A 17630-nucleotide genomic window follows, 5' to 3' on the forward strand; every position below is an offset into this window, starting at 1 on the left:
GACAGTGATCGCCCGAGCCGCCATGGCGCTCACCGGTGAGGTACGTTCATGTTGTCGCTGTTGTTGATGGCCGCCGATGCGCCGCTTGTTGCAAAGAAGATCGACCAGGCCATCGCGTCAATGACATTGGAGGAAAAGGCGGCGCAGCTGGGCAGCAGCGCACCCGCCCTCCCGAAGGCCGACCTTCCGGCCTATGATTATTGGAGCGAGGGGCTGCACGGCTTCGCGCGCGACGGGATCGCGACCGTGTTTCCGCAGGCCATCGCGCTCGCCGCGACCTGGAACACCGACCTGCTGCAATCGGTCGGCGACGTGGTGTCGACGGAGGGACGGGCGAAGTACAACAGCCTGCCGCGAACGGCGGATCGCCGCCGCTTCTCGGGGCTGCACATCTGGTCGCCCAACATCAACATCTTCCGCGATCCGCGCTGGGGGCGGGGGCAGGAAACCTATGGCGAAGACCCGTACCTGACGGGCAAGCTCGGCGTCGCCTTCGTGCGCGGCATCCAGGGGCCCGACCCCGCTCATCCCAAGGCGATCGCGACGCCGAAGCATTTCGCGGTTCATTCCGGGCCGGAAGCTGGCCGTAACAGCTTCGACGTCGACACGTCGGCCCGCGACATGGCCGAAACCTATACGCCCGCATTCCGCATGGCCCTGACCGAAGGGGCGGCCTTGTCGACCATGTGTGCGTACAATGCGATCCACGGCGTGCCGGCCTGTGCCTCCGCGCCGTTGCTTGGCGAGCGCGTGAGGGGCGATTGGGGCTTTGGCGGGGCGATCGTGTCCGACTGCGATGCGGTCGGCTATATCGAGACCTTTCATCATTACACGCTCGACCTGCCGGGCGCGGCCGCAGCTGCCCTCCGCGCCGGAACCGACCTGGATTGCGGTCCGAGCTACGGCGCCCTTCCCGAGGCGGTGCAGCGCGGCCTTGTTCCCGAAGCGGCGCTGGACACGTCGCTGCGTCGCGTCTTCGCCTCTCGTGCAGCCCTTGGCATCGCATTCGGCCAGACCAGCCCATGGGATCGCATCAAAGCGTCGCAGATCGGCACCGCGAAACATCGTGAGCTGGCCCTGAAAGCCGCCGAGCAATCGCTTGTCCTGCTGACGAACAAGGACCGACTGCCGTTGAAACCGGGGGCAACGATCGCCGTGATCGGGCCCAATGCAGATTCGCTGGACGTGCTCGAGGCGAACTACCACGGCACCGCGGCTGCTCCCGTCACCCCGCTGGAGGGCATTCGCTCGCGGTTCGGGGCAAGCCGTATCCGCTATGCCCAGGGGAGTATGCTGGCGGACGGTGTGCCGGTGACAGTGCCGGAAACGGCGCTGCGTGCGAATGGCTCGGTCGGATTGCTGGGGACCTATTTTCGCGGCGTGAACTTTGCGGGTGCACCGCTTGCCACGCGTCGTGACCGGAAGATCGACTTCGACTGGGATCGTGCCCCGCCCGTATCGGGTCTGGCGGAGGCCGGATATTCGGTGCGCTGGACCGGGCAGATCGTGCCGCCGGCGCCCGGACGCTATCGTTTGCGACTGGATGTTCCGCGCTGTTTCGATTGCGACGGCCACGACCCGGTGCGGCTGTGGGTCGACGGCCAGCAGGTCATTACCGACGACGGCAGCGACGAGGCGGTGGAGGCCGCCGTAGAGTTCGCCGATGCACGGCCGCGCGACATTCGCATCGACTATGTTCATTCCAGCCAGGACGGCGGCATCGGTCTGCGATGGGTGGCACCGGCAGAAGCGCAGCGCAGCGAAGCGGTCGCGGTTGCGAACGACGCCGATGTCGTGGTCGCGTTCGTCGGTCTGTCGCCCACCCTTGAGGGTGAGGCTCTTCGGCTGGAGGTTCCCGGCTTCAACGGCGGCGACCGAACCGCAATCGAGCTTCCCGAACCGCAACGGGCCATGCTGGAAGCGCTGGGCAAGGCGGGCAAGCCATTGATCGTCGTGCAGATGACCGGAGCCGCGATCGCGGACGGGTGGAGCAAGGAACATGCCGACGCGGTCATGGCGGCGTGGTACCCTGGCCAAGCCGGCGGCACTGCGATCGCGCGGGTGCTGGCTGGCGATGTCAGTCCCAGCGGACGCCTGCCCGTGACCTTCTACGCGGCCACGCGGGATCTGCCCGCCTATATCGATTACCACATGAAGAACCGGACCTATCGGTTCTTCGCGGGCACGCCTTTGTACCACTTCGGACATGGACTCAGCTATAGCCGTTTTGCCTATGCACCGGTCACGCCAGCATCTGCCAGCGTTGGTGCAGGGCAGCCGCTCGTTACCTCCGTTCGGGTCAGCAACATCGGCGCCGTCCCCGCTGACGAGGTCGTGCAGGCCTATCTTGCGCCGACGGCCCCTCAGCCACAGGGGCGCACCACGGCTGTGCTGCAGCGTCAGCTGGTCGGGTTCAGCCGCGTGACGCTGAAGCCGGGAGAAAGCCGGCAGGTCAGCCTGACGATCGACCCACGCAGCCTCAGCCTGGTCGAGCATGACGGCACCCGCGCGGTGATGCCGGGCCGTTATCGCCTTTTCGTCGGCGGGGGGCAGCCGGGCGACGTGGCGGGTGTCTGGACGGACGTGACGATCACGGGAATACGGACGATATTGCCCAAGTAAGCCGCTGCCGCTGAGGGCGGGCGAGCGACCGTAGCACCATTAAATAAAATGATCTCATTAACTCTTGCCGCTCTGGGTCTCCCTGAGGCAGGTTTCACCGAGCGGCTGTTGTGGTCAGCCAGCACATTATTCAGTGAGGAGCCGCGAATGAGCAGGATCAATGCGTATGCCGCATGTCTGATCGCGAGTGTCGCAGGCGCGCAGGTGCTGGCCCAGCAGATCAATTGGCCGTCGTCCCGCATCGCGCATCCGAAGCGCGCCGTCATCGGCCCGTACAATGCCGCATTCCTGGCGGGATCCGACGGACTCGAGCATGTCGCGCAAGGCTACACCGCTGAAGAGAGGCTGCCCGACGCCTCCCAATGGACGCTTCACGCCTGGGTGAAACCAACCGCGCTGCCCGAGGGACGTGCAACGATCGGGAGCATCGGGAAGCCGGAGGGCGGTGCCGGCTGGTCGCTGGCCCTGGATCGGGGCCGCCCGGTATTCGTCGCCGGTGGCACGACCGTGTTTGCCAGGCAGGCGATAGCTGCCGGCCGGTGGCATCTGTTGGTGGCGACAAGCGATGCGGGGCGCCTGCGGTTCTTCGTCGATGGGCGTCTCGCAGGGTCGGGACGTGTCGATTCTGCGGCACCGCTCGCGACCGTCTTGTTGGGGCAGCGCCAGCCCGTCGGCTCGGCGTTCGCGGGCCTGATTGCCGATTTCACCTATCAGCCGTCACTTATGACCGGCCGCGACATCGCCGCTCTGTACAAGAGTGTGCCAAGCGAAGCGCTTGTTCGCTTCGAAGATGCGAGTCCGTCATGGCCCCTGCAGGTCAAGACGCAATATGGACTTTCGGCCCCTCAGCCGGCCTGGGAATTGCCGGTCAGCAAGGCGCCGTTCTCGCGTCCGGTGGCCAAGCCCGTCTCCTCGGCACAGCCGCTCACATCCGAGGGTGACGGCCGATACGCGGTAAACGGTTGGCGGCTGATCGAGGCGCCGCGCGTCACCGCCGATGGCGAGGTGATCTCGCGACCCGGCTTCGATGCGAAGGGCTGGCATGCTGCAACCGTTCCGGGAACGGTGCTGACGACCCTGGTCGATCGCGGTGTCTATCCAGACCCGACGGTCGGGCTCAACAACATGGCGATCCCGGAGCAGTTGGCGCGGCAATCCTATTGGTACCGCACAGAATTCGTTGCTCCCGCGACCGGAGCCAAGCGGCTGACCCTGACCTTTGACGGCGTGAACTACACAGCGCAGGTCTGGGTCAACGGCATGTCCGTGGGGGACGTAAAGGGCGCCTTCATCCGCGGCACGTTCGACGTGACCGGACGACTGAGGCCCGGCGAGCGCAACAGCGTCGCGGTCCTCGTATCGCCTCCACCCAATCCCGGCATCGCGCACGAACAATCGCTCGCCGGCGGCCGCGGCGACAATGGCGGCGCCATGATGAGCGACGGGCCGACCTTCGGCGCGAGCGAGGGATGGGACTGGATACCGGCGGTACGCGATCGCAACACCGGTATCTGGCAGGGCGTTCACCTGGCCGCGACGGGCGCGGTCACGATCGGCGATCCCGCGATTTCGACCCGCTTGCCCCGGCCCGACAATGCGATTGCCGAAGTCTCGATCGATGTGCCGGTGACCAACCACGGGATCACTGCCGCGACGACGGTAGTCCGCGCTGCGTTCGACGATGTCGCTGTCGAACGCAGCGTCACTGTCGCACCGGGGGCGACCGAGGTCGTCCGGTTCGTGCCGAAGGATCATCCACAACTCGCCGTGTCGAAGCCGCGCCTGTGGTGGCCCAACGGGTATGGCGATCCGGCGCTGCATCGCCTGCAACTGACGAGTAGGGTGAACAACGACATCACCGATAACCGCAGCCTGGATTTCGGCATGCGGACCGTCACCTATGAACTGGGATCGCTGGACAGCGAGGGAGCATTGCGCCGGGTCCTGATCGACCCCGATCTGGCCCACCGGCTTCGCACGCCGATCGTTGACGAGCGGCATCCGGCGTTGCGCAAGGTGCGCGGGGGCTGGGCCAATTCGCTGATGTCCGGTGCGGAAAGCTCACCGGCGGTGAAGACGTTGCCCGATGACCCGCTCGGTACGCAGATGGTCTTGAGGGTCAACGGCGTGCGCATCGCGGCACGGGGCGGCAATTGGGGCATGGACGACATGATGAAACGTGTCGCGCCCGAGCGTCTGGACCCGTATTTCCGCCTCCACCGCGAGGCCGGCATGAACATCATCCGCAACTGGATGGGGCAAAGCACCGAGGAGGCGTTCTACGCGCTGGCGGACCGTCACGGCCTGATGGTACTCAACGATTTCTGGGAGTCGACCCAGGACAATGATGCGGAGGCGCAGGACGTGCCGCTGTTCGTGGCCAATGCGCGCGACGTGGTGCGCCGCTACCGCACCCATCCCTCGATCGTGTTGTGGTTCGGACGCAACGAAGGCGTGCCGCAACCGGCGTTGCAGACCGCGTTGCAGGACATGATCTGGCAGGAGGATGGCAGCCGCCTGTACAAGGGCAATTCGCGGATCATCAATCTGGGCGGCTCGGGCCCCTATGAATGGCACCCGCCGGAGGATTACTTCACCAGCTATCCGCACGGCTTTGCCGTCGAGGTCGGCACGTCGAGTTTCCCGACGCTCGAATCCTGGCAGCGTACCGCGCCGGCGGCCGATCGGTGGCCGATCAGCGACACCTGGGTCTATCATGACTGGCATCAGGAGCGCGGCGTATCGATGGCCAGCTTCATGTCGGCAATGGACAAGGAGTTCGGGACACCTCGCGACCTCGTCGATTTCGAGCGCAAGGCCCAGATGCTCAACTACGAGTCTTATCGCGCCATCTTCGAAGGGTTCAACGCCGGGCTGTGGACCACCAACAGCGCGCGCATGCTATGGATGACACATCCCGCATGGCCGTCGACGGATTTCCAGATCTACTCATCCGATTACGACACTCACGCCGCCTTCTACGGGACCAGGAAGGGCGCGGAGCCGGTCCATGTCCAGATGAACCAGCCGGACCGGAACGTGGTGATGGTGAACACGACGCTCAACCCGTTGACGGGGGTGAAGGTGACCGCGCGCGTAACCGACCTGTCCGGCACGTTGCTGCTGTCGCAGGAGCAGGTGCTAAACGTCCCCGCGGGCAGGGTTACGCCTGCATTCCCGCTGGAGATCAAGGACGCGGTGGCGAAGGGGCCGGTGCTGATCCGGCTGGAAGCCGTCGGAGCGGACGGCCAACGCCTTTCCGATAACTTCTACTGGCAAGCGGCCAAGCCCGAGGACCTTCGCGCGCTGGACGCCGTCCCGAAGGCGACGCTGGCCGTCACCTCCGCCCCGCAAGCCGGAGCCGGCACGGAACGGACGATCGCGGTCGACCTGGCCAACACGGGCTCCGCACCCGCGCTGCAAACGAAGATCACGCTGTTCGATGCGAAGGGCGAGCAGATCCTGCCGGCGTATTTCAGCGACAATTACGTGTCGCTGCTGCCCGGTGAGAACCGGCGCGTCACCGTGCGCTATCCGCAGGATCGCGGCGTGGCGACGGTGCGGGTCCGGGGCTGGAACGTGCCGGACCGGGAGGTGTCCGGCACGGGTCGCTAACCGGCCCGGTCAGACCATGGCCGACAGTGCCAGCGTCAGCAGCAGGCCGACAACGGAGATCAGCGTCTCGCACACCGTCCAGCTGCGGACCGTGTCGGCGACGCTGAGGCCGAAATACTCCTTTACCAGCCAGAAGCCGCCGTCGTTGACGTGGCTCAGCACCACCGAACCCGCTCCCGTCGCGAGCACCAGCAGTTCCGGCCGGACACCCGGATTGGCCGCGGCGAGCGGGGCTACGATGCCGGCCGCGGTCGCCATCGCGACGGTGGCGGACCCGGTGGCCACCCGCATCAGCGCGGCGATCAACCAGGCGAGCAGCACGATCGGCAGGTGAACGCCTGCCGCCGCGGCAACGATCGCGTCCGACACGCCGCTGTCGGTCAGGATACGGCCAAAGCCGGCACCGACGCCCACGACCAGCGTAATCATGGCGGTGGGGGCAAGACATTCGTTGGTGAAGGCCTGGATGGTCGTCAGGTTGAGACCCCGCGCCAGGCCCAGCGTCCAGTAGCTGACCAGCACTGCCGCGAGCAGCGCAACGACCGGCGTGCCGATGAAGCGTAGCGCGCCGTCGATTGCCGAGCCGGGTACCGCGACCGCCGCCGCCACACTGCCCGCGAGCATCAGGACGACCGGAAGCAACAGCGTCGCAAGTGTGACCGCGAATCCGGGCAGCGCGCGCGCCTGTTCGGCGACCGGCTGCGGGAACGGTGCCGTTGCCTGTGACAGGCGGGGAACGATGAACCGGGCATAGACAGGCCCGGCGATCGCGGCCGTCGGGATGCCGACGATCAAGGCGAAAAGGACGGTGAGTCCGACATCGGCGTGGTACGCCTGGGTCGCCAGCAGCGCCGCGGGATGAGGTGGCACCATGGCGTGAACCACTGACAGCCCCGCCGCCATCGGCAGGCCGAGGCGCATGGGATGCTGCCCCAGTCGGCGCGCCAGGGTGAACACGATCGGGACCAGCAAGACGAACCCGACCTCGAAGAACACGGGCAGGCCGACGATCAGGGCGATGGTCATGGTCGCCCAGTCGGCCCGGCGTGGTCCGAAGAAGCCGATCACGGTGTCGGCAATGCGCTCCGCACCGCCGGACTCGACCATCATCTTGCCCAGGATGGTGCCGAGGCCGACCACCAGGGCGATGTGGCCGAGTGCGCCGCCAACGCCGGCCTCGAAACTCTTGACGATCGTCGCCGCCGGAATGCCGACAGTGAGCGCCAAGCCGAGTGAAACAAGGATCAGTGCGATGAACGGGCTGAGCCGAAACCGGACGATCAACACGATCAACAGGGCGATCGCGACAACCGCCTCAACGAGAAGCAGCCCGTCCGCCGACACTTAGGGCTTCTTCCAGGCGACGCAGTCGACCTCGACCTTGCAGTCGACGACCATAGGGGACACGACGCAGGCGCGGGCAGGCGGGTGGGCGCCGAAATACTCCTTGAACACGCGATTGAATGACTGGAAGTCGCGGGCGTCGTCCAGCCATACGCCACAGCGCACGACATGCTCGGGGCCGTATCCAGCCTCTTCCAGGATGGCGAGAACGTTGCGGATCGCCTGGTGCGACTGGGCGACGATGCCGCCGTCGATCACTTCGCCGTTCACCATTGCGACCTGGCCCGATACGTACAGCCAGCCGTCCGCCGCAACCGCACGGGCGAAGGGGAGGTGCTGGCCCCCGGTCCCGCTGCCGCCTTCCACGCCGTAGCGCGTGATACCATCCGTCATAACTGTCCCTTGTTGTTAAAGAGGTGATGCCCGGCGGAGCATGCGCCCGGCGCGTTGCCCCTTGGGTCCGTCGAGTGTCACAGCAGGCGTGCCGTTCACCCAAACGCCGTGAATGCCACCGGCCGGACGGGTCGGATCGTCATAGGTTGCGCGGTCGCTGATGGTCGCCGGATCGAACAGGACCAGGTCGGCGGCCATGCCCGCTCGCACATAGCCCCGATCGGCCAACCCGAAGCGGTCCGCAGTCAGCCCGGTCATCTTCCGTATGGCGGTCGCAAGCGGGAACAGCCCACGCTCTCGCGCATAATGGCCCAGCACGCGCGGGAAGCTGCCCCACAGACGCGGATGTGGCCGGGGGTCGCAGGGCAGGCCGTCCGAACCGATCATGGTGATGCGATGGCTCAGGATCGTGTCGACGTCCGCGTCCGCCATGCAATGGTAGACCGCACCCGCGGGTTGCAGCCGCTCGGCCGCGGCGCGGAGGCTGGTGCCCCAGTCGGCCGCTATGTCGGCCAGCATGCGTCCCGCCTGCGCCGGTTCGGCGTCGGACCAGGTGATCTTGATCGGGGTTTGGGGGACGACCTGCTTGATGTCGAGCGTCGAGGAACTGGCGGTGTAGGGATAACAATCGCAACCGACAGATTGTGCCTCGGCCGCCTGGTCCAACAGTGACAGGATCTCGGTGCTGCGGCCGTGCTGCTCGGCGCCCGCACATTTGAGGTGCGAGACAACGATCGGCGCCTCGCCATGGCGCCCGATCGCGAAGGCTTCCTCCAGCGCGGCGGTGATCTGCGCCCCTTCGCTGCGCAGGTGGGTGCAGTACAGTGCACCGGTGCCGCGCAACGCTTCCACCAGATCCTTCACCTCGGTGGTCGATGCACAGGCAGCGTTGGCGTACGCGAGGCCCGTCGACAGGCCGAAGGCGCCCGCCGCCAATGCGGCCTCGATCTGGCTGCGCATGGCCGAACGCTCGGCATCGGTGGCCTCCCGGTCGAGCCGATCCATGTGCAGGGCACGCAGCGTCGTATGACCGATCAGCGCGACGACGTTGGTGGCGGGCACGGCTTTGTCGACCGCATCCGCATAAGCGGCGTAATCGGGATAGCGGAACTGATCGGCAGTGCCGAGCAGCATGATCGGGTCGGGCAACTGCTCGTGCCGAGTGAAATCGCCGCCGGCGCTGATGCCGCAATTCCCCACAACTACCGTGGTCACGCCCTGTGTGATCTTGGGCGTCATGTCGGGCGCCGCGACCACGACCAGGTCGTCGTGCGTGTGCGCGTCGATGAAGCCGGGGGCGAGGGCCAGCCCGCGCGCGTCGATCGCATCCGGGTGCGGTCGGGCAGAGCATGGCTCTACCGACGTAATGATGCCATCGCGCACCTCCACGTCCGCCTGAAAGCCGAGGGCACCCGTGCCATCGAAGATTTCAGCGCCGGCGATGATCAGTCGTGACATGCCATTACGTCCGTGCGCGGCTAACCAGTTGCGACGTTGTCACCCGGCATCCGGATAATGTAAACAAATTTCTTTAAGAGGAGGCGGCGGTGAGCGAAGGACTGGAATTGCACAAGGGCGTCGGCGGGAATGCGGAGCAGCCGTGGAACCTGCTGGCCGGCGATGTGCCCTTTCCCGCCGCGGTGCTCGATGAGGGCAGCATCAGCCACAATCTCGATTGGATGCGACGCTTCATCGACGCCTATGGCATGGCGCTGGCGCCTCATGGAAAGACCACGATGGCGCCGAAGCTGTTCGGCCGCCAGGTTCAGGCGGGGGCCTGGGGTATCACCGTGGCGACCAGCCAGCAGGCACGGGTTGCGGCTGCGCATGGCATTCGCCGTATCCTGATCGCCAATCAGGTCGTCGGCGCCGCCAACATCGCGTCGTTGATGGACCTGCTCGCGATCGAGGGGATGGAGTTGTTCTGCCTGGTCGACTCGCCGGCGGGCGCAGCGAGCCTGGGCGATGCATGCCGAACGCGGGGCGCCGAGCTGAACGTGCTGGTGGAATTGGCGCCCGAACGCGACCAGCCCGGTTTCCGCACCGGGGTTAGGGACGAGGAGCAACTCGGGGCGCTGCTGACCGAGTTGGACCGTTGGAAGGGGCATCTGCGTCTGGCGGGAGTCGAATTCTATGAAGGCGTGCTGCCCGATGAGGCGCAAGTGCGCCGTTTCGTGCGACGTGCCGTGTCGGTGACGCGCGCGTTGCGCGAGGAGGGACGACTGGAGCGCACGCCTGCGATCTTCTCCGGCGCCGGCTCTGCCTGGTACGACATCGTCGCGGAGGAAAGTGCCGAACTGGCGCAGAGCGGCGACGTGGAGGTGGTGCTGCGCCCCGGCTGCTACATCAGCCATGACGACGGGCTGTACCGTGCCGCGCAGGAGCGCATCCTGGAGCGCAACCCGGTCGCCCCGACGCTTGGCGACGCATTGCGTCCGGCGCTGCGCATCTGGGCGGTCGTGCAATCCGTGCCCGATCCCGCGCGTGCCGTCGTCGCGATGGGCAAGCGTGACGTGGCGTTCGACGCCGGCCTGCCGCGCCCGGTCAAGATGTTCCGGCCCGGCCGTGATGCGCGGCCCGTCGACGTGCCGGCGCATTGGGAAGTCACGGGGTTGATGGACCAACATGCCTATCTGCAGATCGCGCCGGGCGACGACATCGCGGTCGGCGACGTGCTGGTCTTCGACATCTCGCACCCGTGCCTGACCTTCGACAAATGGCGGCGGTTGCTCGTCGTCGACGAGGAATTTTGCTGCATCGACGTGGTCGACACGTTCTTCTAACGCTTGGTAGCGGCAGCAGGCGCGGACCGGTCGATATCCGCGCCTGCTGCCGGGGCTTGGTCAGGTGTTGCGCGGCGAGGGTGGGCGGTCTTCGCGAGCGGTGCCGAAGCGGGATGGACGAGCACCCATGGTGAACTCCAGCTCACCGCCCTGGATCAGGTCCCTGTGGGCGATCCAGTTGCGCGTCCAGGGGCGGCCGTTCCAGCGTACCGACTGGACATAGGGCCGATCCGGCGCGTTGCCGACCGCCCGGACCCGCAGCGTCTTGCCTTCGCCGACCCGCAATTCCGCCGTGTCGAACAGCGGCGACCCGAACACGTAGACGCCCGTGGTGGGATCGACGGGGTAGAAGCCGAGCGCCGACAGGATGAACCATGCGCTCATCTGCCCGCAATCGTCATTGCCGATCACCCCGTCGGGATCGTCCTTGTACATTTCCGTGCACAGGCGCCGCACCATGGCCTGCGTCTTCCATGGGGCGCCGACATAGGCGTAAAGATAGGGCGCGTGCTGATCCGGCTCGTTGCCGTGCGCATATTGCCCGACCAGGCCGGCGATGTCCGGCGGCGCATTGGCAGGAAGGGTCGACGGGCCGTTGAAGAAGGAGTCGATCTTCTTCTCATATGCAGCGTCGCCACCGAAATGGTCGATCAGCCCATACAGGTCGTGCTGGACGAGGAAGGTCGCCTGCCAGCCATTCGCCTCTGTATAATCGCGCCAGCGCGGCTGGGGCATGTGGCCGAGCTGGATCGGATCATAGTGCGTCCACCAGCGTCCATCGGAGAAGCGTGGGCGGGCGAAACCGATCGACGGATCGATCACGTTGCGCCAGTTGCCGCTCCGCTTGCGCAGCGCGGCCGCATCCTGCTTCGCACCCACGGCATCGGCGATGATCGCCATGGCGTGGTCGTCATACGCATATTCCTGGGTGCGGCTGACCGACTCCTTCACCTTGTCCGCGGGAATGTAGCCGAGCTTCATGTACTCACCGCGACCCAGCGTCGCGCGGTTGTCCTTGAACCCGGCGTCAAACGCACGGCGTCGAATGTTCGGCCAGGCTGCGGCGTAGTCCGCGTCGATCCCCTTGGCCTGTGCCTCCGCGAGGACGACGACCGAGTGCCATCCGTTCATGCAGCCGGTTTCATACCCCTGAAGCGGCCAGGTGGGCGGACCGTCGGGGCTTTGCTGGGTCTGGCGGATCAGATCGTGGACGAAGCGGCGCGCCATGTCCGGGCGGATCAGGGTCATCAACGGGTGGAGTGCGCGGTAGGTATCCCAAAGGGAATACGCGCTATACGCGAACTCGCCGGCGGGAAGGGTATGGACCGTCTTGTCCAGGCCAACATACCGGCCATCCCTGTCGCTGAACAGCGTCGGGCCCATGAAGCTGTGATATAGCGCGCTGGCCATGATCGTGCGCTGTGCCGGTGTCCCTCCCGACACGCGGACCAGGTCGAGTTCCTGGGCCCAAGTGCGCCGCGCGACGGAGACCACGCGGTTGAAGTCCCAATCCGGTACCTCCGCCAGCGCCTGGCGGGCGCCGGCGACATCGACGGCGGAGATCCCGGTCTTGACCAGGATCGGCGCGGAGCCGGCGTCGTCGAAGAACAAGGCTACCTTCAGCCGGTGACCCGCCACTCGCGACGCACCGGCGGCGACCGGCTTGTCGTCATCGCCGAAGAACTGGACACGGTCCGGCTTGCGCGACAGCTGCATCGCGAAGTGGATACGGCGTCCTTCGGCCCAGCGGAAAACTTGGCGGCTGCCGGACAGCACGCCGTTTCGATCGATCTGGAGCGACGCGTCCTCGATGCGCACCAGCTCTTCTGCCGTCTCCTGCTTGCAGTGCGCGAAGTCGATCAGGATGTGGGCCGGCCCTTTGGCGAAGGTGTAGCGATGCAGGCCCGTGCGCTCCGTAGCCGTCAGCTCGGCCAGCACGCCCGATTCCAGGCGAACGCGGTAATAGCCGGGCTCCGCATGTTCCTCCGAGTAGCGCTGCCGATAGCCGGCGTCTGGATCCTGCGTGGTGCCGGGCGCGAGAGCGAGGGGCTTGCGGGTGGGCACGACCAGCACGTCGAGCATGTCGCCGATGCCGGTGCCGGACAGATGGGTATGGGAAAATCCCATGATGGATCGATCCGACTGATGATAGCCCGAGCAGGCGTCCCAGCCGAAATTGTTGGTGTCGGGTGAAAGCTGCACCATGCCAAAGGGCAGGGTGGCGCCCGGAAAGGTGTGACCATGGCCGCCTGTGCCGACGAACAGGTCCGGCTTGCCCGCCATGGTATCGGGGGCGGCGGCCATGGCCGGCACGGTGGAACCGAGGGCGACGAGAGCGGAGCCCGCGAGGAGCTCGCGACGATTGGCGCGGAACAAGTTACTTCCTTTCGGACGGAGCATCGGTTGCGGTCAGAAGCGCTCGGCGAGCAACGTGGGGCGACGCCGATCGAGGTCGAGGATCAGGTCGCCGAACAGGCCGTTCGCCCATGCGAACCACGCTCGTGAGAAGCGGGCCGGATCATCCTTCCAGAAGGATTCGTGCATGAAGCCCGATCCGGCATGGGTCGTCTTCAGCCAGCCAAGGCACTGCCGGATCTCCGCGTCGTTGTCGGCCGTCATCGCGCGCGCCATGACCGACATGGGCCAGATCATGCCCAGCCCCTTGTGCGGGCCGCCGATCCCGTCCGCTGCCGTGCCGCTGAAGAAATACGGGTTGCGCGTGCTCCAGGCGAGCGCGCGAGTATGGCGGTACAGCGGATCGTTCGATGCTGCGGCCCCGATCAGCGGCAGGGCCGACAGGCTGGGCACGTTCGCGTCGTCCATGAAGATCGCGTTCCCGAAGCCGTCGACTTCGAACGCCCAAACCTGGCCTCCCTGGCCATCGCTCATCAGGCCATGGGCGTGCAGGGCGCGCTCGACTTCGTCGGCCAGGGCGGAGCAGTCTGTGGCCGCGGCGTTGTCGTGCCGGGCCTCCGCATGAACCTGCGCCAGCATGCGCAGGGCCGCCACGGCGAACAGGTTGGAGGGGATCAGAAAGGGCAGGGTGCATGCATCGTCCGAGGGACGAAACATCGAGTGGATCAGTCCAACCTTGCGCGTCGGTGCGCCGACACCCTTCAGCATCAGGGTCTCGGTCGCGTGGCGATTGACCCGCTCGAAACGGTACGGGCCGTCATCATTCTTGCGCTGCTGCTCACGCATGGTCGCAACGGCCCGCGCCATGCTCTCCGCCCATAGCGCATCGAACGGCGCCGGATCGCGCGTCGCGGTCCAGTACGCATGGGCCAGCCGCATGGGATAGCAGAGCGAGTCCAGCTCCCACTTCCGCTCGGCGACGCCCGGCTTCATGTCGGTAAGGTCGTCGATGGCGCCGAGGTTCGACTTGGCAGTCGGATCGGCCATGAACGCGTTTGCGTAGGAGTCGATCAGGATGCACCGGGCCTGACGCTGGATCACCCCATGAAACATCCGGCGCAGGTTGGCATCCTGCGGCGCCAGATGCACATAGGTCTGGACCTGTGCGGAACTGTCCCGCAGCCACATCGCCTCGATGTCGCCGGTGATGACGAACGTATCGGGCTTGCCGTCGACGGTGCCGGCATGAACGGTGGTGTCGAGGGTGTTTGGGTAACAGTTCTCGAACAGCCACGCGATCTCGGGATCGGCGATCCGCGCCTTTACCCGTGCGATCTCGCGCTCCACGGCGCGGCTGGTGAAGCGTCGCTCCGCCAGCGGGGGGCGGCGGGTCGGGAGTCGGCCGCTTCCTTCGCGAGCAAGACCAACGGTGCCGGAGGACAGCGCGGGGGAACACAGGGCGAAGGAACACAGGGCGGCTGGGCCAGCGGCAAGGATTGCACGGCGGGGCATTTGCATCCTGGCTTCCATGATCGTCGCGTTCTCTTTCCATTCTCCTGCATCCGGTTGCCGGACCGGCACAGCTGCGACCTTCCCGGCCTTTCCCCACCGTAAGATTCACGGCGCGCCCGGCGCAAGCAGATAGATATTTCAAATTGTGTTTAGCAGCTGGCTGCCGAACGCGGTGTTTCGGTTTATCGGCTGCCGGTGGTGGCTGTAACCACCGGCCGAAAGGGTGGCGTATGACCTCAGAGCAAGCGAATGAAGGGCGAGGGGCGCGCCTGGCGGTCACGCTGTCGGGCACCAACTTGGCGCGCGCGAGCGACTATAATCAGCGCGTTATCCTGCAGGCGATACGGATCAACGGCGAAACGAGCCGGGCCGAGCTGAGTCGTACAACCGGCCTCACCGCTCCCACGATCGCCAATATCACGCGGCGCCTGATGGACGCAGGATTGGTGAAGGAGGTCGGGCGCCTGCAAGGGCCGCGCGGCCAGCCCGCCATACGGCTGAAGGTGGAGCCGCTTGGCTGTATAGCGATCGGCCTGAACATCGATCGCGACCACCTGACCTTGCTCGCTCTCGACCTTGCCGGCGATGTGTGCGCGCGCCGCGTTCGCGACGTCGCGTTCGCCTTGCCCGATGATGTAGTGCGTTTCGTCAGAGAGGCACTGGATTCCTTGCTGGCCGAGGTGGGGGTGGGGCGAGATCGCGTCCTCGGCATGGGCGTGGCCATTCCCGACGATCTTGGAGAGATCACGCTGCCGGGCCGCCCTGCGCAGTACGACCTCTGGGCGAACCTCTCGATACCGGAGCTGCTCGCACCGATCGTGCCCTGGCCCATTCTTGTCGACAACGATGCCGCCGCGGCAGCGATCGGGGAGGCGCATTCGGGTACGGGGCTGACGCTTCCCAGCTTCTTCTACATCCTGATCAGCTCGGGCCTGGGTGGCGGGCTGATGATCGACCGGCATTATGTCGAGGGTGCCAATCGGCGCAGCGCGGAACTCGGGCTCTTGCCCGACGTGACCAGCGCGACGCCCGGCGCCGTGGTTCAGGACGTCGTGTCCTTGTCCGCCCTGGCCCAGTATCTCGCCAAGGCAGGGATCGCCTGCAACGAACCGGCCGACCTCTGCTTCGCCGACGCGGAGGTGAAGGCGGTGGTGGATCGTTGGCTCGACGACGCAACGCGCGCGCTGACCCCGCCCCTGGTGAACGTCAACGGTTTGATCGATCCGCACGCCATCATCCTGGGGGGGCGTCTACCCGGCGAGCTGATGGAGGCGTTGATCGCACGATTGCAGCAGGCCTTGGCGAGCATGCGGTTGCCCACCAACGCGCCCATCTATCGGGCCAAGATGGCTCAGGATGGGCCGGCGATCGGCGCTGCTATCCTGCCGTTCCTGGATCGGCTGCTGCCGTCGGACGCGACCCTGATGCAAGCGGGCCGCAGTTCCTGACTGCGGCTGCTCCGTAGGGTCCCGCCTGTATCGCTGGATATCCCGCCCGCTCCACCAGCGATGGCGAGCCAGATCGTGTGATGGGGGTTGTCCTCGGTACCATCCGTATCCAGGCTGACCTCCTCAACCTCGAAGCCGGAGGTTCGCAGCCGATAGGAGAAGCTGTGGTCCGGGTAGGCCGACCAGATGGCCAGCACCCCGCCGGGCCGCAGCGCCGCACGTGCTGCGCGTAGGCCCCAGTCGGAATAAAGCCGTTCGTTGGCAAGGCTGATCAACCCGTCCGGGCCATTGTCGACGTCGAGGAGTATGGCGTCGAAACCGCCCGGCTGCTCGACGATCACGTCGTGAACGTCGCGCACTTCGACCGATACCCGTGGGTCATCCAGGGAGTCGCCGAACAGATGGCGCAGGTGGCCGCCAGCCCAGGTCACGATCTTGGGCACAAGCTCCGCAACGACGATGCCGGCGCTCGTTGGCAGCACGGATCTGGCTGCGGCCAGGGTGAACCCCATGCCGAGGCCGCCGATCAGGACACGCGGCCGTTCGCCCATATGGCCAAGGGCCAGCGTCGCGAGCGCCTGCTCCGAACGGTAGGACCAACTTCCCATCAACTGCTCGTCGCCGAACATGATCTCGAAGTCCGGCCCATGGCGCAGCAGGCGCAATTGACCGCCACCGGGCACGTCGGCCGTATCGACGAGCACCCCGTCCTGCTCTATAGTGTCCTCGGGAAGAGCGGCTTCGGTCCTCGCCAACGTCAGGTGTCGCGACGAACGGGTGCGGGAAGCCCGTCGTCCGCGTTTTCGCTCGACTCGGCGACCAGCTTGTCGGACGCCGCCTTGGCGCGCGCGGCGTCAGCCCGCTCGCTGCGAACGGCCAGCGCATCCCATGCTTGGGCGGCACGCTCGCACCGCTCGCGAACATTCTGGAGGGTTGATGCTTCGGCCGCCGAACGCTGTCGAACAGCTTCATCGCGGTAGAGTTGTAAGGACATGACGGCTCCTGTGCAGGGGGACGCTTCGGCGGAAACCCTTATGGCTTCCGCCGACCGGTCAAGCTCAGACAGACCTGAGGTTCACCGCCGATGTCTTGCCACGACGATCCGTCTCCAGTTCGTAGGAAACGCGGTCGTCCTTGTTGAGCGTCCGCATGCCCGCGCGCTCGACGGCGGTGATGTGAACAAAGGCATCGGTGCTGCCATCCTCGGGCGCAATGAAGCCATAGCCCTTGTCGGCGTTGAAGAATTTGACGGTGCCGGTGATCATATGGGTATCCTTTGTCCCATGCGTGGTCGGGCATGCGCCAATCGCGGCGCATCCCGGCTTCGTGAGGCTAGAAAGGGACAAGGGGAGCCATGAGCGGCCCGATATCCGTCGCAGGCGACGTTAAGCCCTGCCGATATAGGTCGCATGTGCTGGAAAGATAGTGCCGGCATCGTAGAAGGCGGTCGATTGGTGGCCGGACTGATACGTCGACATTAATGTGAGGGGGCACCGCTGCACCACCGCGCTGAGAGCATTGTCTTCGCCGCGTCGAGCGGCCGCTTCTTCCTGAGCAA

General features: G+C 66.0%; 12 protein-coding genes. 4 read left to right on the forward strand and 8 right to left on the reverse strand.

All coding sequences use genetic code 11. From position 1 onward, the window contains the following. The first annotated feature begins 48 nt into the window (after positions 1 to 48). Together BMX37_RS05435 and BMX37_RS05440 are read left to right on the forward strand one after the other, a co-directional pair. On the forward strand, positions 49 to 2622 hold the full coding sequence (locus tag BMX37_RS05435; RefSeq protein WP_093664469.1) for a glycoside hydrolase family 3 C-terminal domain-containing protein: 2574 nt from the start codon (positions 49 to 51) through the stop codon (positions 2620 to 2622). A gap of 147 nt (positions 2623 to 2769) precedes the next feature. Beyond that, entirely contained in the window at positions 2770 to 6237 is a 3468-nt protein-coding gene (locus BMX37_RS05440) for a glycosyl hydrolase 2 galactose-binding domain-containing protein (RefSeq protein ID WP_093664470.1), read from the forward strand. 9 nt (positions 6238 to 6246) lie between these two features. Here BMX37_RS05440 and BMX37_RS05445 read toward each other — a convergent pair whose 3' ends face one another. From BMX37_RS05445 to BMX37_RS05455, 3 genes are read right to left on the reverse strand one after another with little or no spacing between them, the layout of a single operon-like run. Next, positions 6247 to 7581: a GntT/GntP/DsdX family permease gene (locus tag BMX37_RS05445; RefSeq protein WP_093664471.1), complete on the reverse strand. Its 1335-nt coding sequence runs from the start codon at positions 7579 to 7581 to the stop codon at positions 6247 to 6249. Continuing rightward, on the reverse strand, positions 7582 to 7974 hold the full coding sequence (locus tag BMX37_RS05450) for a RidA family protein (RefSeq protein WP_093664472.1): 393 nt from the start codon (positions 7972 to 7974) through the stop codon (positions 7582 to 7584). It abuts the gene before it with no gap. A 15-nt stretch (positions 7975 to 7989) separates the two neighbouring features. Next, positions 7990 to 9432, reverse strand: coding sequence for an N-acyl-D-amino-acid deacylase family protein (locus BMX37_RS05455; RefSeq protein ID WP_093664473.1), 1443 nt, complete (start codon positions 9430 to 9432; stop codon positions 7990 to 7992). 89 nt (positions 9433 to 9521) lie between these two features. Between BMX37_RS05455 and BMX37_RS05460 the strand changes: the two genes are divergently transcribed. Next, positions 9522 to 10757: an amino acid deaminase gene (locus BMX37_RS05460; RefSeq protein WP_212611396.1), complete on the forward strand. Its 1236-nt coding sequence runs from the start codon at positions 9522 to 9524 to the stop codon at positions 10755 to 10757. 60 nt (positions 10758 to 10817) lie between these two features. On the opposite strand, the gene BMX37_RS05465 is transcribed toward BMX37_RS05460, so the two are convergent. Together BMX37_RS05465 and BMX37_RS05470 are read right to left on the reverse strand one after the other, a co-directional pair. Further along, positions 10818 to 13133 carry a GH92 family glycosyl hydrolase gene (locus BMX37_RS05465; RefSeq protein ID WP_244501407.1) on the reverse strand — a complete coding sequence of 772 codons (2316 nt, stop codon included), beginning with the start codon at positions 13131 to 13133 and terminating at the stop codon, positions 10818 to 10820. A gap of 33 nt (positions 13134 to 13166) precedes the next feature. Further along, a complete protein-coding gene (locus BMX37_RS05470) occupies positions 13167 to 14630 on the reverse strand; it encodes a glycoside hydrolase family 125 protein (protein ID WP_093664475.1) in 1464 nt (487 codons plus the stop codon). A gap of 224 nt (positions 14631 to 14854) precedes the next feature. Here BMX37_RS05470 and BMX37_RS05475 point away from each other — a divergent pair, with 224 nt between their 5' ends. Next, entirely contained in the window at positions 14855 to 16072 is a 1218-nt protein-coding gene (locus BMX37_RS05475; RefSeq protein ID WP_093664476.1) for an ROK family transcriptional regulator, read from the forward strand. On the opposite strand, the gene BMX37_RS05480 is transcribed toward BMX37_RS05475, so the two are convergent. From BMX37_RS05480 to BMX37_RS05490, 3 genes are all read right to left on the reverse strand, one after another. Continuing rightward, positions 15976 to 16776: a spermidine synthase family protein gene (locus BMX37_RS05480; protein ID WP_212611397.1), complete on the reverse strand. Its 801-nt coding sequence runs from the start codon at positions 16774 to 16776 to the stop codon at positions 15976 to 15978. The genes BMX37_RS05475 and BMX37_RS05480 overlap by 97 nt on opposite strands. Positions 16777 to 16829: 53 nt before the next feature. After that, positions 16830 to 17066 (reverse strand): hypothetical protein, encoded by a 237-nt coding sequence (locus BMX37_RS05485; RefSeq protein WP_093664477.1) that lies wholly within the window; start codon positions 17064 to 17066, stop codon positions 16830 to 16832. A 64-nt stretch (positions 17067 to 17130) separates the two neighbouring features. Then, positions 17131 to 17337 (reverse strand): cold-shock protein, encoded by a 207-nt coding sequence (locus BMX37_RS05490; protein ID WP_093664478.1) that lies wholly within the window; start codon positions 17335 to 17337, stop codon positions 17131 to 17133. Positions 17338 to 17630: the final 293 nt, after the last annotated feature.

Source organism: Sphingomonas gellani, from assembly GCF_900110035.1.
GTDB lineage: Bacteria > Pseudomonadota > Alphaproteobacteria > Sphingomonadales > Sphingomonadaceae > Sphingomonas > Sphingomonas gellani.